Source organism: Mesorhizobium calcicola (assembly GCF_042682105.1).
In the GTDB taxonomy this organism is placed as follows: Bacteria; Pseudomonadota; Alphaproteobacteria; order Rhizobiales; family Rhizobiaceae; genus Mesorhizobium; species Mesorhizobium calcicola.
In genome coordinates this window covers 27077-50791 of record NZ_JBHUGY010000033.1, presented here as the reverse complement: position 1 = coordinate 50791, position 23715 = coordinate 27077, and the positions used below count along the sequence as shown (strand labels likewise).

15 protein-coding genes and 2 pseudogenes are annotated in these 23715 nt (G+C 59.0%); 7 read left to right on the top strand and 10 right to left on the bottom strand.

What is annotated here, in order from left to right; all coding sequences use genetic code 11:
• Positions 1-2480: 2480 nt before the first annotated feature.
• The 3 genes and pseudogenes from ACFSQT_RS22485 to ACFSQT_RS22475 all read left to right on the top strand — a co-directional run.
• A pseudogene (locus ACFSQT_RS22485) lies at positions 2481-3305 on the top strand (ABC transporter permease); the annotation flags it as partial.
• Entirely contained in the window at positions 3305-4225 is a 921-nt protein-coding gene (locus ACFSQT_RS22480) for an ABC transporter permease (protein ID WP_379022241.1), read from the top strand. The pseudogene ACFSQT_RS22485 and the gene ACFSQT_RS22480, both read left to right, overlap by 1 nt.
• Before the next feature lie 50 nt (positions 4226-4275).
• The gene (locus ACFSQT_RS22475; RefSeq protein WP_379022239.1) at positions 4276-5343 is read left to right on the top strand and encodes a BMP family ABC transporter substrate-binding protein; all 1068 of its coding nucleotides are present in this window, start codon (positions 4276-4278) and stop codon (positions 5341-5343) included.
• Positions 5344-5389: 46 nt separating this feature from the next.
• Here the strand turns inward: ACFSQT_RS22475 and ACFSQT_RS22470 are convergent, their stop codons facing one another.
• Complete coding sequence (locus ACFSQT_RS22470; RefSeq protein ID WP_379022237.1) at positions 5390-6496, bottom strand: acyltransferase family protein; 1107 nt, start codon at positions 6494-6496, stop codon at positions 5390-5392.
• Between the two features lie 310 nt (positions 6497-6806).
• Here ACFSQT_RS22470 and ACFSQT_RS22465 point away from each other — a divergent pair, with 310 nt between their 5' ends.
• Entirely contained in the window at positions 6807-8570 is a 1764-nt protein-coding gene (locus ACFSQT_RS22465) for an SGNH/GDSL hydrolase family protein (protein ID WP_379022235.1), read from the top strand.
• Positions 8571-8577: 7 nt separating this feature from the next.
• Here ACFSQT_RS22465 and rimO read toward each other — a convergent pair whose 3' ends face one another.
• The 6 genes from rimO to ACFSQT_RS22435 form a co-directional block, all read right to left on the bottom strand.
• Complete coding sequence (gene rimO, locus ACFSQT_RS22460) at positions 8578-9891, bottom strand: 30S ribosomal protein S12 methylthiotransferase RimO (protein WP_379022233.1); 1314 nt, start codon at positions 9889-9891, stop codon at positions 8578-8580.
• Between the two features lie 144 nt (positions 9892-10035).
• Positions 10036-10695: a TerC family protein gene (locus ACFSQT_RS22455; RefSeq protein ID WP_379022231.1), complete on the bottom strand. Its 660-nt coding sequence runs from the start codon at positions 10693-10695 to the stop codon at positions 10036-10038.
• A 177-nt stretch (positions 10696-10872) separates the two neighbouring features.
• The gene (locus tag ACFSQT_RS22450) at positions 10873-11280 is read right to left on the bottom strand and encodes a DUF930 domain-containing protein (RefSeq protein WP_379022229.1); all 408 of its coding nucleotides are present in this window, start codon (positions 11278-11280) and stop codon (positions 10873-10875) included.
• A gap of 56 nt (positions 11281-11336) precedes the next feature.
• On the bottom strand, positions 11337-12035 hold the full coding sequence (locus tag ACFSQT_RS22445; RefSeq protein ID WP_379022227.1) for a DUF2161 domain-containing phosphodiesterase: 699 nt from the start codon (positions 12033-12035) through the stop codon (positions 11337-11339).
• Positions 12036-12103: 68 nt separating this feature from the next.
• Entirely contained in the window at positions 12104-12907 is an 804-nt protein-coding gene (locus ACFSQT_RS22440; protein ID WP_379022225.1) for a sterol desaturase family protein, read from the bottom strand.
• 180 nt (positions 12908-13087) lie between these two features.
• Positions 13088-14011 carry a class I SAM-dependent methyltransferase gene (locus ACFSQT_RS22435; RefSeq protein WP_379022223.1) on the bottom strand — a complete coding sequence of 308 codons (924 nt, stop codon included), beginning with the start codon at positions 14009-14011 and terminating at the stop codon, positions 13088-13090.
• A 141-nt stretch (positions 14012-14152) separates the two neighbouring features.
• Between ACFSQT_RS22435 and ACFSQT_RS22430 the strand changes: the two genes are divergently transcribed.
• The 3 genes and pseudogenes from ACFSQT_RS22430 (at position 14153) to ACFSQT_RS22420 (ending at position 17589) form a co-directional block, all read left to right on the top strand.
• Positions 14153-14911, top strand: coding sequence for a TylF/MycF/NovP-related O-methyltransferase (locus ACFSQT_RS22430; protein WP_379022221.1), 759 nt, complete (start codon positions 14153-14155; stop codon positions 14909-14911).
• A 14-nt stretch (positions 14912-14925) separates the two neighbouring features.
• A pseudogene (locus tag ACFSQT_RS22425) lies at positions 14926-15198 on the top strand (glycosyltransferase family 2 protein); the annotation flags it as partial.
• Between the two features lie 9 nt (positions 15199-15207).
• Entirely contained in the window at positions 15208-17589 is a 2382-nt protein-coding gene (locus ACFSQT_RS22420) for a class I SAM-dependent methyltransferase (protein ID WP_379022245.1), read from the top strand.
• Positions 17590-17794: 205 nt separating this feature from the next.
• On the opposite strand, the gene ACFSQT_RS22415 is transcribed toward ACFSQT_RS22420, so the two are convergent.
• From ACFSQT_RS22415 to ACFSQT_RS22405, 3 genes are all read right to left on the bottom strand, one after another.
• Positions 17795-19129 carry an HlyD family type I secretion periplasmic adaptor subunit gene (locus ACFSQT_RS22415; protein ID WP_379022219.1) on the bottom strand — a complete coding sequence of 445 codons (1335 nt, stop codon included), beginning with the start codon at positions 19127-19129 and terminating at the stop codon, positions 17795-17797.
• A 69-nt stretch (positions 19130-19198) separates the two neighbouring features.
• Complete coding sequence (locus tag ACFSQT_RS22410) at positions 19199-20992, bottom strand: type I secretion system permease/ATPase (protein ID WP_379022217.1); 1794 nt, start codon at positions 20990-20992, stop codon at positions 19199-19201.
• 16 nt (positions 20993-21008) lie between these two features.
• Positions 21009-23684 (bottom strand): M10 family metallopeptidase C-terminal domain-containing protein, encoded by a 2676-nt coding sequence (locus tag ACFSQT_RS22405; protein ID WP_379022215.1) that lies wholly within the window; start codon positions 23682-23684, stop codon positions 21009-21011.
• Positions 23685-23715: the final 31 nt, after the last annotated feature.

Sequence of the window (23715 nt, the reverse complement as noted above, 5' to 3'; positions counted from 1 at the left end):
GTCTGCGTTTATGTTTGTTTGCGCCATGTCCAGCTCGTGTCGTAACGACGCAGGTTGAGGCTAAGCATGCGCGGCGGTCTCCTCTTGTCTTTTACTTAGGTTGCATGCGCGTGATGTTCTTTCTAACTCCATGGTGGACATTTTTGTAGATCACCGCTCTTTTCCGGTATTGACCGAAGTATAGCCGCGTCCCCCTAGCCTTCGACGGGGCGCCGAGGGGGTCCCACATTTGTCGTGTGATTTCCTGTCGTTCACCCTTTTGTTATCCATTCAGAGCTTCCCGTTCTGAGGAGCAGACGTTCATCGCGAAAACCTCCCGGGTTCCACCCTGAATATACTCCGTGTTCATGGTGGGCACCGTGGAGCACTTGGATTCCAGTACTTTGCCCCACGGCTCGTTGTCGTGCTGTCTTCTCTTTTACCTATCCTTCGCGGTCGGCCTTTTCCATGTTTTTAACTCGCACTCGCGGGTGCAATCCGTCGTCGTTTTTTTGTTTTGACTTCTCGCCTCGTTTGTGAGGTTTTCTTTAACACTCCTCTTAGAACATATTATCCATGCCCCAGAAAGCCCCTAATGTATGGTTCTTTGCTTGTTCAGGAAGGTCGGGAGTGGTCCATCCACTCTTCAGGTGCTATAGTTCTCTTCTCCTCACCTCTTTTAAGAATTTTACATGGAATCACGTTCTTAGCGAGGCCCTTGTTGTGTATGCCTTACAGATGTTCGTTTCCCAGTTTACATTCTTTCTTTTCTATACTTCAGTTGGGTGATTTATTCAGACCTTTTAACTCATGTCCAGTTATTTAGCTGTTTCCTTTACACCTAATACGCCGCGTTTGTCGAACGACGATCGAGTTTATCTACCGGCTTGGGCTAATATATGATATTCATTGTTTAATTTCTGATCCGCTATCGTTCTCGGTAAACGGAACGCGACGGCGGGGGGGGGGCCCGAGCAGGTGAGGGGGGCCTGTGCTTCGGCCCGGCGGGTCATGATCCGTCTCGGTGTGACCCTAAGATTTGTTCAACTACTGCTCTTGTCGTCGTTATTCCGGCGACTGGGAGGACCACGACGCGGGAGCCTGGCTTGCAATACGTCGGCTCTAAGTGCCGTGTAGTTTTTTGTGTCTCAGGCGTGTTTGATCTTTACAGAGATCGGGTCTGTATTTTGTCGCTGTCTTAAAACGACCCAGTAGTCGAACAGGGCAATGCAGGCCCATCAAACTTGGGGAAGATTTGCGTTCTGCATTTGTACTTGGCACCTGACACCGTACCGATTGCCCTGTCTGAGTGTTCTCTTGCCGTTTTTTATCTTGCTGGTCTTGCCCCATCTCCATCTCTGGGCCCCCTTCAACCTCTTAGCTAAATCTAGATGCCGCTCTTAAAAAAAACCCTTCATACATTATCCACCCTTTGCCTTCAAAACGTGGTTACCTGCCTAGCCCTCTTGGAGCGGGGGCAAAAATTAAAACTGTTGTTGTCTTTTTAAATTTATCTATTATTATATTTTTTTAACACGAATCTCTACTACCATTGGTATATTCATTATCTACGTTTTTGTTCGGTGGTGCCACCTGGACACCAACATTCAATATTTTTCTTACGCTAAATTTGTTAGAAAAATATAAAATCAGATACATCTTGTTCTATATGACTTTTCATTTTATTTTTTGGTTGAAGGCAGTATATTTATTTGTTAACATTATATAAAATGATTTAATTCTTTGTGTGTTATTTTCTTCAACTATTTTGGGTTGGGGGTGGGGGGGTGATAAGGGTCTAAATTGTGGGTATTGACAAAGAGAGATTTAGTTGCAAGAGAGATACAAATTAAAATATTTAATGCAAGAAGCAAATTAAAGATTTATAAACGATGATTTTTGTTGCACACTCGGGCCACACTTATTAAAATAAAAAGAAATAAATTTGTGAGTTTCACTGAGAATACGCAATGAAAATTTGTCTGTTGGATTCATAAATTGTTGCGGGGCTACCACGCGTGCTTTGATGGAACTCGGGACAGTGTGTACGCCTATAACTACGTTAGGGGAGTAGGTGTTCCAACGTGTGGAGACCCTTTTTTGGTTTTTTCTTTGATTTTGCCATGTTTTTGTTGTCTTTTTTACTTCGAGTTGATTTCTGCTCCCTATGTAGTATTTCACCGGTTGTCCAAAACAATGCCGGTCGGAAAGAGTTTGAGGACCTTGGGTGGGGGGAGTTACAGGCGGTGCTTGTTGAAATATAAACCTTCGAACGATTATTACTACATTTTTTTTTTCTGGAATTCTACCCTCCCAATTTTACAGTTAGGGTATTCAGTCAACCGTGCGCCACTTGCAAACCGGCCCCTTTGTTATATTAACTCCTGTCAACATTTCCTAATCCCCGATTTTTGATTGGATTTCCGTTCCTATAATCTACCGCTTACGGGTTACCTGTTTTTATCAACTCCACTGTCCCCCCTCTCTTCTTCCTCTCCTTCTCTCTCATTCCGGTGCTGTATCCGCAGTTCGAAGGGCCGCTGGTGCTGCCGCTGATGCTGTTGCTCGGCATGGTCGGCGGCGCCGCCTATGCGGCGATCCCGGCCTTGCTCAAGACGCGCTTCGGCACCAACGAGATCCTGACCAGCCTGATGCTGGTCTATGTCGCCCAGCTCTTCCTCGACTGGCTGGTGCGCGGACCGTGGCGCGATCCACAGGGCCATGGTTTCCCGCAGACCATTCAGTTCGGCGACTCGGCCATATTGCCGGAACTGATGCCGGATGCCGGACGGGCGAACTGGGGATTTGTCTTCGCGCTGGTGGCCGCAGTGCTGATCTGGATGCTGATGAGCCGCATGCTGAAGGGTTTTGAGGTGCGCGTGCTTGGCTCAAGCCCGCGGGCAGGGCGTTTCGCCGGCTTCGGCCTCAACCGCATGGTGTTCTTCGCCTTCCTGCTTTCGGGTGCGCTGGCCGGCCTTGCCGGCATCTCGGAAGTCTCCGGCGCCATCGGCCAGCTGCAACCGGTCATTTCGCCCGGCTACGGCTTCACCGCCATCATCGTGGCATTCCTTGGCCGCCTCAACCCACTTGGCATCGTCGCCGCCGGCCTGGTGCTGGCGCTGACCTATCTCGGTGGTGAAGCGGTGCAAAGCGCGCTCGGCATCTCCGACAAGGTGGCGCGGGTGTTCCAGGGCATGCTGCTGTTCTTCGTGCTCGGCTGCGACACGCTCATTCACTACCGCATTCGTCTGATCGGCCTGGCGCTGACCAAACCGGAAGGCACGGCGAAACTCGAAGCCGCGCCAAAGTTGAAGGAAGCCCGTTGATGGACATCACCGTAAACATCCTTCTGACCATAGCCACCGCAGCAACGCCGCTATTGATAGCGGCGATCGGCGAATTGGTGGTCGAGCGCTCCGGTGTGCTCAATCTCGGCGTCGAAGGCATGATGATCATGGGCGCCGTCGGCGGCTTCGGCGCCAGCTATCTCACGGGATCGCCCTGGATCGGCCTTCTGGCGGCAATCGCCATGGGCGCGGTGTTCTCACTGCTGTTTGCCGTGATGACGCTGTCGCTGGCCACCAACCAGGTGGCCACCGGCCTGTCGCTGACGCTGCTCGGGCTTGGCCTTTCGGGCATGATGGGGGCGAATTTTGTCGGCCAGCCCGGCGAAAGGCTGCCCAACCTTGACATTCCCGGCGTGACTTCGATCCCTGTCATCGGCAGGCTGCTGTTCGGCCAGGACCCGATCTTCTACATCTCGATCGTCCTGACCGCAGCCGTCATGTGGTTCCTGTTCAAGACGCGGACCGGGCTGACGCTGCGCTCGATCGGCGACAGCCATACGTCGGCCCATGCACTGGGCATCCACGTGATCCGCTACCGCTATCTCGCGGTGATCTTTGGCGGCGCCTGCGCCGGTCTCGCCGGCGGCCATCTGTCGCTGGTCTACACGCCGCAATGGGTCGAGAACATGACCGCCGGCCGCGGCTGGATCGCGCTGGCGCTGGTGGTGTTCGCGTCGTGGCGGCCATGGCGGGTTCTGGCCGGCGCCTACATCTTCGGCGCCGTGTGGATCGGCCAGCTTCATGCACAGGCTTTTGGCATTCCGGTGCCTTCGCAGTTTCTTTCTTCGCTGCCCTATCTGGCAACTGTCGTGGTTCTCGTTCTAATCTCGCGCAACAAGCGTCTGACGATGATGAACACGCCGGCTTCCTTGGGGCAGCCATTCGTTCCGGATCGTTGACAATAAAAACAAACGGGAAGCTCCAAGGCTTAACACAGAGAGGTAACACGATGAAAAAACTGCTTATTGCCCTGATGACGACAACAGCGGCATTTTCGCTGGCAGCGTCCGCGGAGGCCGCCGATAAATTGAAAGCCTGCTGGGTCTACACCGGCCCGATCGGCGATTTCGGCTATTCCTACCAGCACGACCAGGGCCGTCTCGAGGTGGAGAAGGCGCTCGGCGACAAGGTCGAAACCGCCTATCTGGAGAACGTCTCCGAGGGCCCCGACGCCGACCGTGCTTTCGAGCGTCTGGCGCGCGAAGGCTGCAACATCATCTTCGGCACCTCCTTCGGCTTCATGGACCCGGAAGTGAAGGTCGCCAAGAAATTCCCCAAGGTGATGTTCGAGCACGCGACCGGCTACAAGACCGGTGACAATCTCGGCATCTACAATGCGCGTTTCTATGAAGGCCGCTATGTGCTCGGACAGATCGCCGCCAAGGAATCGAAGGCCGGCGTCGCCGGCTACATCGTTTCCTTCCCGATCCCCGAAGTGGTGATGGGCATCAATTCCTTCATGCTTGGCGCCCAGTCGGTCAACCCGAACTTCAAGGCCAAGATCGTCTGGGTGAACTCGTGGTTCGATCCGGGCAAGGAAGCCGACGCCGCCAAGGCGCTGTTCGACCAGGGCGCCGACATCATCGTCCAGCACACCGATTCGACCGCTGCCCTGCAGGTGGCGGAAGAGCGCAAGCTGCACGGCTTCGGCCAGTCGTCCGACATGATCAAGTTCGCGCCGAACGCGCAGCTGACCTCGCTCACCGACGAATGGGGTCCGTACTACATCAGCCGCGTCCAGGCAGCGCTGGACGGCACGTGGAAGCCGGACAATGTCTGGCTCGGCATCAAGGACGGCGCGGTCAAGCTCGCGCCCTTCACCAACATGCCCGACGACGTGAAGGCGATGGCGGAAGCCACCGAAAAGAAGATCGCCGGCGGCTGGAACCCCTTCACCGGACCGATCGCCAAGCAGGACGGCACGCCGTGGCTGAAGGATGGCGAGGTTGCCGATGACGGCACGCTGCTCGGCATGAACTTCTACGTGAAGGGTGTCGACGACAAGTTGCCGCAGTAAGCGGCGCGGGATACAACAAGGAAAGGGCGCCGCGCGGCGCCCTTTTTCATTCGGCGGGTTGCGGCCCGGCTTGGGTGCGGCGAAATCCCGCCAGCCCGACATCGACCGCGCGGCCGAGCCAAATCCTGAGCAGCCGCTGCGCGGCTCGTTCGCAGGTGCGCCAGATCGCCCACGAGACAAAGAGCATGAGCGCGATGCAGCCAAGGGCGGCAAGCCATTTGCCGACCAGGGGTGCCGCGGCATTGATGGCGAGATAGCCGATGTTCTGGTGCAGCAGGTAGAGCGGATAGGTCAGCCCGCCCAGCGCCAGGGTGAGCGCGGATGACCGCACGCGATGGCGCAACAGGACCGCGCCGATCAAGGCCGCGTGCATGACGACATTGGCGCCGACGAGATTGGCCGACGAAACGGCAATGCCGTAGTGGTCCAGCATCCAGTGCTGCGTCACGGACAGCGTGCCGCATGAGATCAGGAACGCGGCAGCAAGCAGCAGCAAGGCCGGCAGCGAACGGCCATGCGCATGGAGATGGTGGACCAAAACGCCCGCGGCGAAGAATGGGCCGAACTCGGTGATGAACAGCAGCCTTGCCGCGCCGCTGCCGAGGAAGAATTCGTTCAAGGCCGAGATCGCCAGCCAGATGCAGATCAATTCCAGCTTGCGCTTCTGAAAGTGCCCGGTGAACAGGGCCAGCGTCACCCAACCGTAGAAGACCAGCTCAAGAACGATCGACCAGTAGACGCCATCCATGAAGGATTGGCCGAAGGCGGGCGCGAACATCGACAGATTGGCGGCATATTGGACGAAGGAGGCCGGAAGCAGCGGTGCGCCGGCAAGCACGACGATCGCGAAGGTGATCGTCATGCAGAGCAGGAAACCCGGATAGAGGCGAACGAAACGCGCGATGGCAAACTGGTCCCAGCTGCGGTTTTCCGCCGACCAGGCAATGACGAAGCCGCTGATCAGAAAGAACAGATTGACGCCGAGATAGCCATGGATGGCGAACGGTGCGGCAAGCGGATATCCCTCGGCGAGAAAGTCTTCGGCGGCAGCGCCACGAAAGAAATAGTGGAAGAACACAACGGCCAGCGCCGCTGCCAGCCTGAGCAGGTCCAGCGTCGCGATATAATCCTGCCCGGCAGGTCTGGTGTTCATCCGAATTCCCGCATTTACGGTCGCGAAACCATAATGCGGATCGTGGCGGAGCGGGTTAAAGGGCCCGAACTATCGCTTGACGTAGTAAATGCGGCAAACGATCTCGCTTGAGAGAAATTGGCGGCCTGGATCGGCGAGGTCGCAGCCACGGCATGCGGATCGATCGACGACAAGTCGCCGCTATTCGGAATGCAGTATGATATTCACCAGAAATTTCGCTGCATTCACTTGCTTTACCAAGATTTCGATTGTGTCTTTATCGCAAAGAAATTGAAAGTCCGTTTTCATAAAGCAAGGGAAGGGATAGGAAATGAAATTCCACCAATTGTTCCTGATTTTTGCTTCCGTACTTTTGGCGGCACCGGCCAACGCGGTAGAGCAACCATCCATCGTTTGGTCCATTGTCAACCGCAATAGAATTTTGAGCGACGAAGCAGAGGAGCAACGCTATCTCGTCACGCTGAAAAACTATCTTGGGCGGGCTGCGAAGGCTGCAGCTTGCGATCCACGGCGTTTCAAGGACAGCAGACCCATTCGGACAACCGACCTCTCCACGTGCAGAACGAAGTCGCAATATCCCGCTCCAACAAATCGGCAGTTCCGGACCCGTTGGAACCCCGTCACCTATGCCTACGACAGTGGCTACATTGCAAGGGATCGCAGCGCCGAAGTTCGGGAAGTCCGGCTCGGGCTGACAGCAGGTTCCGCCCGGGAGCGCACCACTATTGGCCATAGCGTCTGCGATTGGTGGATCGATGCCAACAAGGTTGCCACTCGTGCATCCTGCCAAGGCTTTTTGACGCCCGTCACGCTTGGTGAGCACCAGATTGCTGTCGATATCGTGCGCGGCGACCAACAGGCGCAGCGTATTCCGCAGACAGGCGCCCAGGAAATCTCCGTCAACGATTATCTCATTGCGGTGCTTGGCGATTCCTTCGGCTCAGGTGAAGGCAACCCGCACACATTTATCGTCGGCGAGGGTGGCAACTATTTGCGGAACCGACCGGCAATGTGGCTCGATCCGCCTTGTCACCGATCGCTGTTTTCGTCATCCGGCCTGCTCTCCGCCTATTTGGCGGACAAGTTCCAGCATGCATCGTTCACGCTTGCGACCTTTGCGTGTTCCGGGGCCGAAACATCGGAAGGCGTCCTCGATCCATACTACGGCCGGGAGACCGCGAAGCAGCTCCAGGCCGAATGGTGGAATACTGGCGGCAACATGGACACCAGCACTACTGCCGAGCAATTCAAGGGTTTTACCCGTGCGATGATCGGCCAGCCGGCTCATTTCAATACGGCGCAAACCCCGGCACCGCGAGACATCTCCAGCCAGTTGCAGCAATTGCAAGCGCTTCTCTGCGCTCCCGGCAAGCCTTGCCGCGCGCCAGACGCCATTGTGATCTACATTGGGGTCAATGATATCGGCTTCACCAATGTCGTCACGAAACTCGTCACCGGCTGCAAGCCAAAAGCATGTGAGGAAGCCGTTGGGCAAGGCATCAAGTCCGGTCTCGACGTCGTCGAAAGCAATCTTTCGAAAATCAGCGCCGAGCTCAAGCGGCGCGGATTGATGCCGGCGTCACCAAGCAATGTCCTACTCGTCACATACCCAAATCCGTTAACATACCAGGTGAAGAAAAGGATCCTGTATTGCGACTGGCGCAAGGCCAGTATCGCCGGGGGCGAAAATTTCCTCGGCGTGGCCGGAACCTTCCTGGCCATCGGCATTCGCAAGGCAAGTGCTGAATGGGCGGAACACAGACTGCTGTCCCCGCTGAACGATACGTTACGCCGCTCGGCGGCCGACCTTGGCTGGACTGTTGTGGAGACACAGCAGACCGCGCTTGGTCACGGATTCTGCGCACCAGGGCGCTGGTTTCAAATCTATCCTGAATCGCAGGAAAAGCAGGGGCTTATCCCGACCGATTTCGTACCAAATCCAGACGGCAGCGGCCGCAAATCCGGCGGCATTCCTTCAGGCGCAATGCACCCCAACATCTTCGGCCATCTCAATGTGGAGGCCAAGATAAGCGAAAAAGTTCAGACACTGTTCAACCTGAACGGTGCGCCGTAGTGCTGATCTACACCGCCGACCCGTAGAGGTCATAGGCGTCGGCGCGGTCGATCTTGACGGTGACGATGTCGCCGGCACGCAACGGACGGCGCGACTGGATATGCACCGAGCCGTCGATTTCGGGCGCGTCGTATTTGGTGCGGCCCTTTGCCGATGTGCCGTGCGCTTCATCGATCAGCACCGGCAGGCGCTTGCCGACCTTCTTGGCCAGCTGCGTCACCGAAATCTTCTGCTGGCGCTGCATGAAACGGTGCCAACGCGCTTCCTTGATCTCCTGCGGAACCTGTTCGAGACCGAGGTCGTTGGAGCGGGCGCCCCGGACCGGCTCGTATTTGAAGCAGCCGGCGCGGTCGATCCTGGCCTCGTCCAGCCAGTCGAGCAGCATTTCGAAATCGTCGTCCGTTTCGCCGGGAAAACCGACGATGAAGGTCGAGCGGATGGCGAGATCCGGGCAGACCTCGCGCCAACCGCGGATGCGCTCGAGCGTCTTTTCGCCATGGGCGGGCCGGCGCATGTTCTTAAGCACCTGCGGCGAAGCATGCTGGAACGGGATGTCCAAATAGGGAAGGATCTTGCCCTCGGCCATCAGCGGGATGACGTCGGCGACATGCGGGTAGGGGTAGACATAGTGCATGCGCACCCAGATGCCGAGCTTGCCCAGTTCCTCGGAGAGATCGAGGAATTTCGCTCGCACTTCGCGGTCGCCGAACATGCTCGTCTGGTACTTGATGTCGATGCCGTACGCGCTGGTGTCCTGCGAGATGACGAGGAGCTCCTTGACGCCGGCCTTGGCCAGTTTCTCGGCTTCGCGCAGCACATCGGCCGCCGGCCGCGAGACGAGGTCGCCACGCAGCGCCGGGATGATGCAGAAGGTGCAGCGGTTGTTGCAACCTTCCGAAATCTTGAGATAGGCATAGTGGCGCGGGGTCAGCTTGACGCCCTGCGGCGGCAGCAGGTCGACATAGGGATCGTGGCTCGGCGGCGCCGCCTCGTGCACTGCGGCCATCACGCTCTCATAGGCCTGCGGCCCGGTGATCGCCAGCACGTTGGGGTGCTTTTCGCGGATGACATCCGGCTCGGCGCCAAGGCAGCCGGTGACGATGACCCTGCCGTTTTCCGAAAGCGCGGAGCCGATGGCGTTGAGCGACTCGTCGCGGGCGGAATCGAGAAAGCCGCAGGTGTTGACCACGACAAGGTCGGCGCCGTCATGCTTGCGTGCGATCTCGTAGCCCTCGGCGCGCAGGCGCGTGATGATGCGTTCCGAATCCACAAGGGCTTTCGGGCATCCAAGACTGACAAAACTCACGCGAGGAGCGGACATAGAGGCTTTCCGGGCTTTTCAGGATTGCCGGCGCAGTACCACACTTATTGCGGCATTGGTATGGGCACGCCTTCGATGCGGCAATACGCACGGCTTGCGCTTCGGAACACGCTTTCCGGATCGAAGAAGCGGCGGGCAGGCGCCTCAGCTGACCGCGTTGTTCACGTGCGGCCAGACTTCCATGGCACCACGATAGACCATGTCCACCGCCACATAGAGGATGATCAGCAGGCCGATATAGGCGATCCAGCGGTGGCGGTGCAGCAGCTTGGCAATGAAGGTCGCGGCGAGACCCATCAGCGCGATCGACAGCACCAGCCCGATGACCAGCACCGGGAAATGATCGCGCGCGGCACCGGCGACCGCCAGCACGTTGTCGAGCGACATCGATACGTCGGCGACGACAATCTGCAATGCCGCCTGGCCGAGCGTCTTGCGCTTTGCCTTGCCGGCCACCTTCTTGTCGCTGTTGAGATCCGCGTTCGACAGCGCCTCGGTCGCCTCCAGCTCATCGGCTTGGGACGTGCGCAGCTCGCGGTACATCTTCCAGCAGACCCACAGCAGCAAGATGCCGCCGGCGAGCAGCAGGCCGACCACCGCCAGCAGCTTGACGGTCACGGCGGCAAAACCGATGCGCAGCACCGTTGCCGCCAGCACACCGACGAGGATCGCCTTCTTGCGCTGTTCGGCCGGCAAGCCGGCCGCCGCAAGGCCGATGACGATCGCATTGTCGCCGGCAAGCACGAGGTCGATGGCGATGACCTGGAGCAGGGCCGTCAGGCTGGCAGCGCTGAAAATGTCCATCGACCGGAGGCCCTTGCTGGTTTGCCGAGTGTACGTCGATTATTCAGACGGCCCTAACTTGGTGGTCCGTTGGCGTCAAGGGATCACTCGGGACGACGTCACCAAACCATCTTTACGCCGAGGCCGGATCAAAGGGTCCGCTGCACCCGCCGACAGCCGGGCACGGCCGGCAACAAATCAATCGTAGAGATTATACTTTGACCAATCGGCTTCCGGAATCTCGTCGCCGATCCGGTAGCGGAGCTGCAAAACTTCCATATGGTCGGGCGCCGTCTGGCACTTGAATTTCAGCCGATACCATTGCCCCTTGCTGCGAAACGCAGCACCCGGGCTTCTGATCGCATCTGGGCCCATCTCGGGGGTCGCGAAGGCATAGGCGACGACGCGATCCGCTTTGAACTTGCGGTCGTCGTGGGTGATCCGGTCGAGCACTTCGGCGTCACAACGCTGTTCAAGACGGGTTTGGGGATCGAGTTTCATCAAGCCGGCGCGCAATGCATTGTCCATTGCGTTGGCTGGAAAACTCAATGTCACGGACGCCAGGGCGGTCATGCAGAGCTTCTTCATGGGCGGGAGAAGCAGCATATTCTGTCGGAGAAATCAACCAAGCGGATCGCCTCGGACCCCGCGGGAACCCTCAATCAGACGGCCGGCGCGTTCAAAATTACGTGTCGAGGTTCATCGTGCGATGCCTGCGGCCAACGGACCAACGAGGCACGGCCGGCATCCGTGAGATCGTAGAGGCCGCGGTCGACACGCGCGAACCAGCCATAGACATTGTGCTGCAGGATTTTCGGCGCGATCGGCGTCAGCGACTTCAGATCACGCGGGCGCTTCGGTCCATCGACCATGGCGGCAGCGCAGGCGAGGGCGCTCTGGCGATAGGCGGTCATGATCGGATTGCGCGATCCTCCGCCCGCGACAGGATCGCCGCTACGGCGCTGGTGCTCGTCGACCAGGCGAGAGCGCCGGCGCGCATTCTTGCGCGGCGCCACGGCGATCGGGCTGAGAAGCACTTCGACCCGGTCAGTCGCGGTCACGCCAAGCAGGCCGAAACCAAGCCGGCGGCAAAGATTGCGAAACCGCGCATCGCCTTCGCGTCCCTTGCCCCGGGCCGACATGCGCGCGGCCAGCCACACCTCGTCGCAGGCCGTCGCACGGTCGACCCCTTGCAGCACCAGTTCGAGATTGAACTGCAGCTTCAACTCGCAGATGACGACAATGGGCGGCTCGCCGTCGCGCAGCGCGACGATGTCGCAGCCACCGATCTCGCCCTTGACGATAAAGTCCAGGCCTTCGAGGAACCGCTTCACCGGCGCATAGAGTGAGGTCTCGTTCATGCCTCAAAGGCTTAGCCGATTCGGCGATAAAAAGCTTTCCGGCGCTGCGGCGCTACGACACGTCGATGTCAGCCGCCAGCCTCGGTGCTCGGCGCTGCTCGGCTCGACAGCTTCCTGCGGGGCAGGAGCGGATAGCCGGTTTGACCGAAATAAGTGGAGGGGATCGGATCATCGACGCCGTACTTCTCCGGCACCTTGTTGCCGGTGGCATTATAGGTGCCGAACATGACGTCAAGGAAGGGCAACTGCCCGGCGAAGTTCTTGTCATAGGCTTCGCGCTGGTTGGCATGGTGCCAGCGATGGAACTGCGGGCTGGCGATCAGCCACTTCAAAGGGCCGAACGATACCCGCACGTTCGAATGAACAAGCAGCGTGTGCCAAAAGTAGATCATCGAAAAGATGGCGATCGAGGCTTCGGAGAAGCCAAGGAAAAAGATCGGCGTCAGCGATATTGCCTTTGTGACGATGATGTCGATCGGGTGAGAGTGGAAAGCACCGAGCCAGTCCAACTCGTCAATGCCGTGGTGAACGGCATGGAACTTCCAAAGCGCAGGGATATTATGGAAGGCCCGATGTGCCCAGTAGACGCCGATATCGGTGATGAGGATGATTTCCGCAACCTGCAGCCAGATCGGCTGACCACTGACGGCTTGCGTTATCGATTGCGGGACAAGGATTGCAGCGACGCCTAGGGCACCGGCCGCCATCATGACGATGGCCGTCTTTATGATGAAGCCGTTGAACAGCACATAGATCAGATCGACAGCCAAGCCCTTGCGGAAGATCTTCTGCGCCCGCTCGGCAAAAAGATGTTCGAACGGAATGAAGATCAGCGCGCTGATCAACAGCGCCTTGAAACCAAAGATATCCATTCGCCCGCCTCTAACGCCCGTGCTTCGCCAGCGCGCAGCTTGCGCTTCGGCTCCTGATCAGAACCACATCTCCCTTTCCAAAGGCTGAAGCCGTCTCCACCAATGCTCCTGGCAGGCGGGCTCCGACCGCATGGCGACGAATGTTGCGCGTCGTTCGCGGAAAGCGGCTGATCCCGTACTTCAGCGCGCAAAGCCGCGTTTGATGCGATCGACCACCGCCCTTACTGGCGCGGATGCACGCCAGGTCGTGCTGGACGTGATGGCGTCCTGGCGAGCCTGTGCGTCCAGGCTCGCCCTTCGCGCGCGTTCAATCTCCTCGACCAGCCGCGAATTTTCCGAGCGCAGATGCTCCAGTTCGGCATGGATTTGGGGCGAATGCACATAGGCTATGTGAGCCCATCGGTACCGTCGCGATCGGTCCAGGTAAGTCTCGCGGTCCAAAGCGTGAGGCTGGAGTTGATCGCGAACGGCGGACGCAAGCTTGCCGAGGCCCATTACGGCCACGGTGTCTGGAAGGAACACCGTCTCGTGCGCGATGCCGAGATGATCGAGAACGCGCTCCGCATTGACAATCGCGTCCGCGATCAGGTTGGCGTCGTGGAAAGAAACGATGCAGTCCGGATTCATAAGCGGCAGAACACCGACAAAGTCCGAAAAACAGGCCGTGTTCGTGTGCTCCGCGTCGATCAGCGCGAGCGTCGCCCTGGGCTCGATCGCCTCGGGACGCACATCGGAGACGTCGCTATCGATTGTGGTCAGTTTGGCGATTGCCGCTGGCGGAAGCTTATCCGACAGCACGGCGATCATGCGAGCCGCGGTGTTGTCGGGGTAGTGAAAAACCTCGGCACGTTCGTCGGGCTGGGTCGCTGGCCGCAGATCGACCGATATCGCCGCCTCACAGGCCGGATCGATCAGGTGCGGCAACAGGCTGCCGCCGACATCCGAGCCAACCTCGAGGTAGACGTAGCGGCCAAGCGTCGATCGAACGAAATTCTGCACGCGCAGGAAGCTTGTGCGGTCACTGAGCGTGGCTCCAATATGGACCTGGAAAACGGCGATGTCGAGCGTCTCGATCATGCCCATCGCTTGATTGGCGGTTAGCATTCAGGGGCTCCGTTGGAAAAATAGTTTGCAGCTCGCTTGCACGGCGCCACGGGTCGAATCGTGCAAATTCTGTTGCACTTCAGCTAAATGTCCGCAACAGCGTATTTCGATACGGAACTATGACGCCTTGAAAGGTCGCCGATGAACCGCCTCTATACAGATCTCCTGATCAAGATCATCGCCAATACAATCTACGGCTCTGGTTCGCAGGTGATCGATGCCTCGAAAATGGGAGAGTCGACCCCCTTCAATCCCGAAGATCGCCTCCTGGGTCGCGATTGGCCGACGGTTGCTCATTCGATGGCAGGCGTCAGGCGCCTGACAAATGTGCGCGATCTCGTCCAGCGCGCCATCGATGAGAACGTACCCGGGGATTTCATCGAGACCGGCGTCTGGCGCGGTGGCTGCTGTATCCTCATGAGAGGCGTGCTGGCCGCCAACGGGATCAAGGACAGGAAGGTGTACGTTGCGGATTCATTCGATGGCTTGCCACCGCCGGACCCCGAGAATTTTCCGGCCGACCAAGGTCACAGACTGCACGAATACCGCCAGTTGGCGATCGATCAGGCACAGGTCGAATCCAACTTTGCCGCCTATGATCTCCTGGATGACCAGGTGGTCTTCGTCAAAGGCCTGTTTGGGGACACCTTGCCGGGCCTGAAAGCTGGTCCATTCGCCTTGATTCGCCTGGATGGCGACATGTATGAGTCGACAATGGACAGCCTCGAAGCGCTTTATCCAAGACTGTCGCCCGGCGGTTTCGTGATCATCGATGACCTTGCGTTTCCGCCATGCAGGTGGGCGGTCGAGGACTACCGCGCGCGCAACCACATCACGTCGGAGATCCACGAGATAGACTGGACAGGCGGTTGGTGGCAAAAGCCAACGGCTGACAACTGAGCCCCGGAAGCACAATGAAAACGAACATCCTGTCCGTTGTTGTTGTCGCTTACAACATTCCCCGAGAACTGCCGCGAACCTTGTTTTCGCTCGCATCGCCCTATCAGCAGGGTGTGACGACGGACGACTACGAAGTCATCGTCGTCGACAATGGATCATCACCGGCCGTTGGCGAGGACCTGGTCGCGGACTGTGGGCCGAACTTTCGTCTGCTGCGCATCGATGACGCATCACCCTCGCCCGCGGCCGCCGTCAATCGCGGCATCAAGCAAGCGAGGGGGGACAAGATCGGCGTGATGATCGACGGCGCACGGATCGTGACGCCCGGGTTGGTGAATTTCGCTCGCATCGGCCTGGAGATGGCTCCGACGGCAGTCGTGGCCGCGCCTGGCTGGTATCTTGGCAGCGACATCCAGGTGAATGCGCATGGCAATGGCTATACAAAGGCCGTCGAGGATTCGCTTTTGCAATCGATCCGATGGCCGGAAGATGGTTATCGGTTGTTCGAGATCGGGACGATGGATGAGTCGTCGGTCGATCCATGGTTCTCGCCGATATCCGAAGCCAATGCTCTGTTCATGAGCCGGGAAAGTTGGCAGGCGATGGATGGCATGGATGAGCGCTTCAGCTATCCGGGTGGCGGCCTCGTCAACATCGATACGCTCGAACGTGCGATGGAGCTGCCGCGGGCAAAGCTCATCCTCACTCTGGGAGAGGCGACATTTCATCAGCTGCATGGTGGCGTGGCCACCAACGCAGGCGTCGAGCAGCCCAAGAACTGGTACCTCTGGAAAGCCGAAAGGGATGCCTTGAGGGGGCGCGGGGACTTTACCTTTCACACGCCATCAGCGTTCGTGGGATCGCTGCCTGCAGCGGTTGTGCCGCACCTTGCCCGCGCCATGATTGCGTCTCCACACGGCGTCGGGCCAGCCGTGGCCGCGGGCTTCAGGGCGCAATTGGAGCCATCGGAAGAACCCACGCCGACGAACAGGGCAGCTGCAACACTCATCGAGCTGGCCAAGACCCAGTTCGAGCGCGGGAACTACCATGCGGCGGCAGACATCGCTCGTATGGCAAGCAGCCATGCACCTGCCGAGCTTGCGGCGTCACGCCTCCTTTTGTCCGCCGGCATTCTTTCGCGGTACAATCCGGTTCGAGATGCCACGTATTTCACGGCGATCGGCGACGCGCACCGTGCTATCGGCGAGAACGAAACGGCTGAGGTTCAATACCGCCACGCACTGACGCTTGCCGGCGATAGCGAGGGCGCCCATACCGGCCTGGCCAGCATGCGGATGCCGGGGCCTTCCTGTTGCGACTGGCTGGAGCGTCTCTACACAGAATTGAAGCCCGCTGTCGTGGTGGAGATAGGGGTCCATGACGGCGTATCGCTTTCCAGGATCAAGGCTCCAACCCTTGCAATAGGCATCGATCCCAATCCTCGTGCCACGGTGGCGCTCAACGCGCAAACGCACATTTTTCCGGAGACGAGTGACGCCTTTTTTGATCGTGGCGGAGCGGACGCCTTGCTTGCCGGCCGCCCGGTGGGTGTCGGCTTCATCGACGGTCTGCACACTTTCGACCAGGTGTTGCGCGATTTTGCGAACCTCGAGCGCTACTGCGACGCCGGCTCGGTTCTGCTCGTACACGACACCGCGGCCCTGGACGAAGCGACGCAAACGGTTCCGCCGACAACGCAATTCCACACCGGCGATGTCTGGAAATTGGTTCCGGCGCTCAAGGCGCTGCGCCCCGACCTCGACGTGTTCACCATTGCCACGCCCTGGACCGGGCTCACCGTCGTATCCGGGTTTGGCAAGGGCAGATACGATCGTTCATGGATCGCCGACGCGGGCAAACGCTTTGCAAACATGGCGTTTTCCGAGATCGAGGCAAACCTTGGCGAAGCGCTATGCCTGGTCCCAAACGAATGGGAGCCGGTATTTGCGCGGCTCAGAGCCAACCTCGTTGGCAATCACAAATCAAGGCAGCTTGCGGTGGCAGATCGCGAATCTGGGGAGGCTACAATGGGCGGGTTCCTGCACCAGTACTTTTTGAACAACAGCGGCAAGGAGATGTACAAGTGGCTGCACTATTTCGACGTTTACGAACGCCACTTCCAACGGTTCAGAAACCGGAAGCCGGTCGTCGTTGAAGTCGGCGTCTACAAGGGAGGATCGCTCGAGATGTGGCGGGCCTATTTCGGCGAGGGCGCGCGGATCGTCGGAATCGACATCGATCCTGCCTGCAAGGCGCACGAGTCCGAAGGGGTTGAGGTCTTCATTGGCAGTCAGGACGACCCTCAACTTCTCGATCGGATCGTCGAGAAATATGGCCCGATCGACATCGTCATCGATGATGGCAGCCACATGATGGATCATGTCATCGCGACATTCGAGCACCTCTACCATCACGTGCAGCCGAACGGGGTTTACTTCGTCGAGGACACGCATACGAGCTATTGGGACGACTATGGTGGAGGGCTGCGCAAGCCGGGATCGTTCATGGAATTCGCCAAGGGAAAGCTCGACGAGATCAACGCACATCACGCGCGCGGCGCCTTGCCGGCGAACGCCTTCACCGATGCCACAGATTCAATCTGTGTCTACGACAGCATTGTCGTCTTTGAAAAACGGCCGCAGGGCAGACGCCAGTCCCTCCTGACAGGACAGGGATAGGCCCGTTCACGAGCAGAAGCGTCTGCGCCAGAGCATGATGCCGAAAAGTGTGAAGCGGTTTTCGGACGACATCATGCTCTATCTCTTTAATTTAGAGCCGGCCGCGGAATAGTTGGGTTCGGTCTTCTATCGGGGCCGGACCGCCTAACAAATGCGAACTGTTCTGGCGTAACCGATAGTCCGGGATAGTCCGATCTTGGGGCGATTATTCCCTGAAGGCCCGGGAGAGCTGATCGGTGATGGGTTTCATCAGATAGGACCAGACCGTGCGGTCACCGGTCTGGATGTGCAATTCGGCAGGCATGCCCGGTATGAGCCGGTTTGCCGTTTTCAGGCAGGTCGCCTCGTCGGAAATGTTGATACGGGCCTCGTAATAGGCAGTCTTGTTGGCTGCGTCCTTGACCAGATCGGGGGAGATCCGGTCCACCGTTCCATGACACTCCGGTGTGGTGTTGCGGTCGAAGGCCGAGAAGCGGATGACGACTGGCTGGCCAAGGCTGACATCGTCGATGCGCATGGGCGGAACCTGGGCATCGATCACCAGATCGTCCGCCTGCGGCACGATCAGCATCATGATTTCGCCAGAGGCAACAACGCCGCCAACCGTGTGGATCGCAAGTTCCTGTACGACGCCTGATTGCGGGGCCTTTATCGTCATATGGCCCAGCTGGTCTTTGGCCACCTGCTTGCGCTCGACCAGTTCGGCCTCCTTGCCTTCGGCCTCGCGCAGATCGGAATTGGCGCTTTTGCGAAAGTCGTTGTCGAGCTGGATCCTGGCCAGCGCGTTCTCGCTGATGCGCCCTTCTACTTCGGCGATCGCGGCCAGAAGCCTTCCGGCCTCGCCCTTTTGCTGGATCGTCTGCGTCTTCAAAGCGGTCAGGCGATCCAGCGATGCGAACCTCTTGGCGTAGAGATCCTGGATGATGGCGAGGTCGTTGGTCGCAAGGTCAAGGGCTTCCTGGGCCGCGGCGCGCTGGGCTTTGAGGCCTTCGATCTGTTCGCGATATTGATCGTTGCGGGTCCCAAGCTGCGCCTTCTGGCTTTCCAGAAGCGTCATGTTGCTTCGATGCAGCGCGTTTTCACCCGCGATCAGGATCGCCATCGCGGGATCGCTGGCCCGGGCGGACAGATCGTCGGGGATGATCATCTCGTCGCGGCCAATGGACTCTGCCTCCAGGCGGCTCATCTGCAGCCGCGCGCGATCCAGCTGTTGGCCGACGATACCGAGATTTGCGCGGGCCACCGTATCGTCGAAGCGAACCAGGACTTGGCCGGCGGTAACCTTGTCGCCATTTCGCACAAGGATTTCGCTGACGGTTCCGCCAATCTGCTCCTGCACCTTCTTCACATTCGATTCCACCACCACCGTTCCGCTGGCGATAACCGCACCGGCAAGGGATGTCGTCCCGGCCCAGATGCCAATGCCGCCGACAAGTGCCGCGACAACGACAAGGCCGGATCCGATGGTCGATCGAACTCCGTCGTTGCGCATCGACGGGCGTTGCAATGCGGGCAGGGTTGCTGGGTGCGATAGCGCCATGGCGGCCTCACTCAAGCGTTTGAAAGGAGGGCGTCTGAAAGAGGGGCATTTGCATGGACGGGAGGCTCATCATGGCCGCCTGTCATGCAAAGTCACGACTGTTGGTGCACGCTCGCCGCCCGGGTTCTGCTCCGTCCGCACATTGGCTGGGCGCGTCATCTTCGCCAGCACCTCGTCACGCGGTCCCATCGCCTGTACCGTTCCGCCGGCCATGACCAGCACGGTATCGATATTCGCCAGCGCCGCAGGCCGATGCGCGATGACGACGACGATGCCACCTCGATCGCGCACGCCCCTTATGGCGGTGCCGAGGGCGATGTCGCCTTCGCCGTCCAGATTGGAATTCGGCTCGTCGAGAACGACGAGGAACGGGTCGCCATACAATGCCCGCGCCAGCCCGACCATCTGACGCTGGCCTCCGGAAAGCGCCGAGCCGCCTTCGCCGATACGCGTCTGGAAGCCGTCGCTCAGCCGAAGGATCATCTGTTTGACCCCGGCGGCTTCGGCCGCCGCGACGACGGCATCCCCGCTCGCATTGGCGTCGAAACGGTTGATGTTCTCGGCAACTGTACCCTCGAACAATTCGATGTCCTGCGGCAGGTAGCCGATGTCGCGTCCAAGTGCCTCTTCATCGAATTGGTCAAGTGCGGCCGCATCAAGACGCACAGTGCCGCGAAGAGGGGTCCATGCACCGACGAGCGCGCGCGCCAGCGTGGACTTGCCTGACGCGCTTGCCCCGATGACGCCCAGCCCGGCTCCCGCCTGCAAGGAGAACGTGACATTCTGGATGATTGGTTTTTGCTGGCCGGGAGCACCGACCGAAATAGCCTCGACCGACAGCGTCTCGCGAGGCCGCGGAAGCGTCAGAGGCGCTGCTTGTGCATCGGCGGTGCGCAGCATCTGTTTGAGCCGCGCATAGCTCTGTCTGGCGGAAATCCACGGGCGCCAGTTGGCAATGACGAGATCGACGGGCGACAGCGCCCTGGCGAGCATGATCGAAGTCGCGATCATGACGCCAGGCGATGCTTCGCCTTCGATCACGAGGTAAGCGCCAAGTCCAAGCATCAGCGATTGCAGGATCATCCGCCACGTGCGCGACACGGTTCCGGTGGCGCCGACGACATCGGTAATGCGCAGCTGATTGGCAAGATACGCTTCGCTCCGATCCTGCCAGAGACGGCTGATACGAGGTCCCATGCCAAGCGCACGGACCACCTCTGCATTCCGGCGCCCGGCATCGGAAAGCTGCTTGCGGGAAATGGACGATTCCATCGCTCGTTTGGCGGGCCCGCGGCTTAAGCCCTCGGCGACCAGGGTCAGCAACACGCTCACGATCGCCCCGGCTGTCGCAAGCGCTCCAAGCAGCGGATGGAGGAAAAAGATGCCGACCAGATAGAAGGGGAGCCAAGGCAAATCGAAGAATGCCGTCGGCCCCGATCCCGAGATGAAGCTGCGTATCTGGTCGAGATCGCCGATCGGCTGAAGCCGCGTGCCTTCCTGGCCGGATCTGAGAGGGAGCGAGACTGAGAGAGCAAAGACAGCGGGTTGCAGGCTTGTATCGAAACGCCTGCCGATCCGTGCAAGCAGCCTGAGCCGCAGGAGATCAAGCAAACCATAGGCGATATAAAGCCCGGCCATGGCGATCGAGAGCACTGTCAGGGTTGGGATGCTGTGCGAAGGCAGGACGCGGTCATAGACCTGAAGCATGTAGAGCGAGCCGGTCAGACCAAGCAGGTTGATCATTCCGGAGAATAGCGCAACGCAAACCAGTGCCGCGACGCACGACCTCAGCGCCCGGCTGGGCGCGGACAGGCCTGTTGGGGCCAGCCGGGAGCCGCCACGGTTCTGTATCTGAATTGCCATGAGCCCCGCTTACCGTTCAGACCACAACGAAATCGGCGTTGGTAACCGCCAGGTTGGCGGCGAGGGTGGCGAAATGGGTTGAGCCGCCCGCCACACTGCCGTTGCTGTCATAGTAGAGCCAGCCGGTGTCTGTCTCGTAAACGATGTGATCGTTGCCGTCGCCGGCAAATCCGGTGGTGTTCTTGATGAACTGGTCGGCGGTCAGCGTCCCGTTGCCGCCAAGCGCTGCGAAGATCGCATTGTCGACCCAGATGGTGTCGTCGGCCACCGAGAAGTCGGTGATGGTATCGACATTGGTCGAGGCGTTGAGCGCTGTGGTGAAGACGAAGGTGTCCTGGCCGGTGCTGCCGCTCAGCGTGTCGTTGCCGCCAAGGCCATTGATGATGTTGTTGCCGCTGTTGCCGCCGATGACGTTGGCAATCGAGTTACCGGTGCCGTTGATTGACGCCGAACTGCGCAGCTGCAGGTTTTCGAGCTCCTGGCCAGAAAGGTTGAAGCTGACATAGGCCTGCACATTGTCGATGCCCTGGCCAATCACGTCGATGACATGGTCGCCGACATTGTCCACGTAATAGGTGTCGTTGCCCTGTGCACCGCTCATCGTGTCGGCGCCGCCGAGGCCGTCGATGATGTTGTTGCCACTATTGCCATTGATGATGTTGGCAATGGAATTGCCGGTGCCGTTGATGTTCGCTGCACTGCGCAGTTGCAGGTTTTCCAGCTCCTGGCCGGAGAGGTTGAACGAGACATAGGCCTGCACATTGTCGGTGCCATGGCCAATCACGTCGATGACATGGTCACCGGCATTGTCGACATAATAGGTGTCATCGCCCTGAGCACCGCTCATGGTGTCGGCGCCGCCAAGGCCGTCGATGATGTTGTTGCCGGAATTGCCATTGATGATGTTGGCGATGGAATTGCCGGTGCCGTTGATGGAGGCACTGGTGCGCAGCTGCAGGTTCTCCAGATCCTGGCCACCCATGTTGAAGCTGACATAGGCCTGCACATTGTCTGTGCCGCCACCAAGCCCTTCGATCACGTGGTCGCCTGCATTGTCGACGTAATAGGTGTCGTTGCCCTGTGCGCCGCTCATCGTATCGGCGCCGCCAAGGCCGTCGATGATGTTGTTGCCGGAATTGCCATTGATGATGTTGGCGATCGAATTGCCGGTGCCGTTGATGTTTGCTGCACTGCGCAGCTGCAGATTTTCGAGCTCCTGGCCGGAAAGGTTGAAGCTGACATAGGCCTGCACATTGTCGGTGCCCTGGCCGATCACGTCGATGACATGGTCGCCGAGATTGTCGACATAGTAGGTGTCGCTGCCGAGGCCGCCTTGCATGGTGTCGGCGCCGCCACGGCCATCCAGGACGTTGTTGCCGGAATTGCCAATCAGCGTGTCAGCGCCGGAACCGCCGACGGCATTCTCGATTGTCGCTCCGAAAGCGATCGAAACATTGCGGAGGAAGCCGCCAATGTCGGAGAAACTGCCTGCCGCCAAATTGATGATTTGGGCCTGGCCGAACCCGGACGCATCCAGCGTATCGGTACCGCCGGCGTCCCAAATGCAGATTGCCGGCGAGGTGTTTATGGCGAAGTTGTACACGTCCCCTGCATTGGAACCAAAACCATAGACGGTGTTGCCCGTGCGCGTCGACATATTGGCGCCGTAGAGCTGCTGAACAGCCAGAATGTCATACAACATTAGCGTGTCGGGGTAGGACTCACCGTACGATGCCCCGGTGTTGGTCTCGTAAAAATAGCTCATCACGGAGTACTGGTTGCTGTCCTGGATGAACTGTGCGTCGTTTTCATAGGTGGGATCTCCAGACCCGGCATTGTAATCGCCGGGATGCGAAAGGCCGATTGCGTGGCCTGTTTCGTGCAGGATCGTCTGGTAGCTGTAAGAGCCGATCGGCAGACTTCCCGTGTCTACGGCGTCGGTGTTCAAATGCACGTCCCCGGAAATGTCGCCCGGCGCCGTCGTTCCCGGGTATTGTGCGTAGGCTCCTGCAGGGTCGTCCTTCGATGTGTAGTTTCCAAACAGCATCGTCGCGTTGTTGCTAGTGCCGCCGGGATTGACTTGCGTGAAAGTCAGTCCGCAGACCGACGAATAGAAGGCAAGCACCGACTGGACGGCGGCGACTTGCGCGGCAGTCAACTGGCTGAAGGGGGCAGCATACCCTTGCGAGTCCGCGCAACCGGCGTCCGTCGTACGAGCAGCCCATGTCACGGTCGCCGGTTGCCCGGGCGTTGCGGCCCAACTGCTTTCGGGCGTCAGGATCGCGCCGGCCCCCATCAATTCGTCATAGCCAGCATGGGTTCCGCTCACCACGGAAACGCCATACTGCCCCGCATACCAATCCGCTGATGAGCCGGCATTGATGAAGTAGTCGCCCGTGGTCGTGGCTTTGTAGGTAATCGTCGAATTGTAGGCTGGGCCACTGTTATCGTCAGCCGTGATCGGGTTTCCGAATCCGTCCATCAGAGCCAAGAAGGTATCCGGGACACGGTTGTCGAGTGCGCCTTCACCGACCTCTGCGAATGTATAGGTCTGACCCGCAACCAGATGGACCCGGTACCAATCATGGTCGCTGCCCGAAGACAGATGGCCGGTCGCTGTCTGGCCGATTGCCAGGGTGTAGGTCGTGGCGGTGGATGCTGCCGCATCGGTTGTTTCGGTGACGTTTGGCATTGCCTTCCCCGTTTGCCGTTCCAGCGGCCGT

Coding starts and splice junctions, on each gene's coding strand:
- ACFSQT_RS22480 (WP_379022241.1), top strand. CDS start 3,305: ATGGACATCACCGTAAACATCCTTCTGACCATAGCCACCGCAGCAACG.
- ACFSQT_RS22475 (WP_379022239.1), top strand. CDS start 4,276: ATGAAAAAACTGCTTATTGCCCTGATGACGACAACAGCGGCATTTTCG.
- ACFSQT_RS22470 (WP_379022237.1), bottom strand. CDS start 6,496: ATGAACACCAGACCTGCCGGGCAGGATTATATCGCGACGCTGGACCTG.
- ACFSQT_RS22465 (WP_379022235.1), top strand. CDS start 6,807: ATGAAATTCCACCAATTGTTCCTGATTTTTGCTTCCGTACTTTTGGCG.
- rimO (WP_379022233.1), bottom strand. CDS start 9,891: ATGTCCGCTCCTCGCGTGAGTTTTGTCAGTCTTGGATGCCCGAAAGCC.
- ACFSQT_RS22455 (WP_379022231.1), bottom strand. CDS start 10,695: ATGGACATTTTCAGCGCTGCCAGCCTGACGGCCCTGCTCCAGGTCATC.
- ACFSQT_RS22450 (WP_379022229.1), bottom strand. CDS start 11,280: ATGCTGCTTCTCCCGCCCATGAAGAAGCTCTGCATGACCGCCCTGGCG.
- ACFSQT_RS22445 (WP_379022227.1), bottom strand. CDS start 12,035: ATGAACGAGACCTCACTCTATGCGCCGGTGAAGCGGTTCCTCGAAGGC.
- ACFSQT_RS22440 (WP_379022225.1), bottom strand. CDS start 12,907: ATGGATATCTTTGGTTTCAAGGCGCTGTTGATCAGCGCGCTGATCTTC.
- ACFSQT_RS22435 (WP_379022223.1), bottom strand. CDS start 14,011: ATGCTAACCGCCAATCAAGCGATGGGCATGATCGAGACGCTCGACATC.
- ACFSQT_RS22430 (WP_379022221.1), top strand. CDS start 14,153: ATGAACCGCCTCTATACAGATCTCCTGATCAAGATCATCGCCAATACA.
- ACFSQT_RS22420 (WP_379022245.1), top strand. CDS start 15,208: ATGATCGACGGCGCACGGATCGTGACGCCCGGGTTGGTGAATTTCGCT.
- ACFSQT_RS22415 (WP_379022219.1), bottom strand. CDS start 19,129: ATGGCGCTATCGCACCCAGCAACCCTGCCCGCATTGCAACGCCCGTCG.
- ACFSQT_RS22410 (WP_379022217.1), bottom strand. CDS start 20,992: ATGGCAATTCAGATACAGAACCGTGGCGGCTCCCGGCTGGCCCCAACA.
- ACFSQT_RS22405 (WP_379022215.1), bottom strand. CDS start 23,684: ATGCCAAACGTCACCGAAACAACCGATGCGGCAGCATCCACCGCCACG.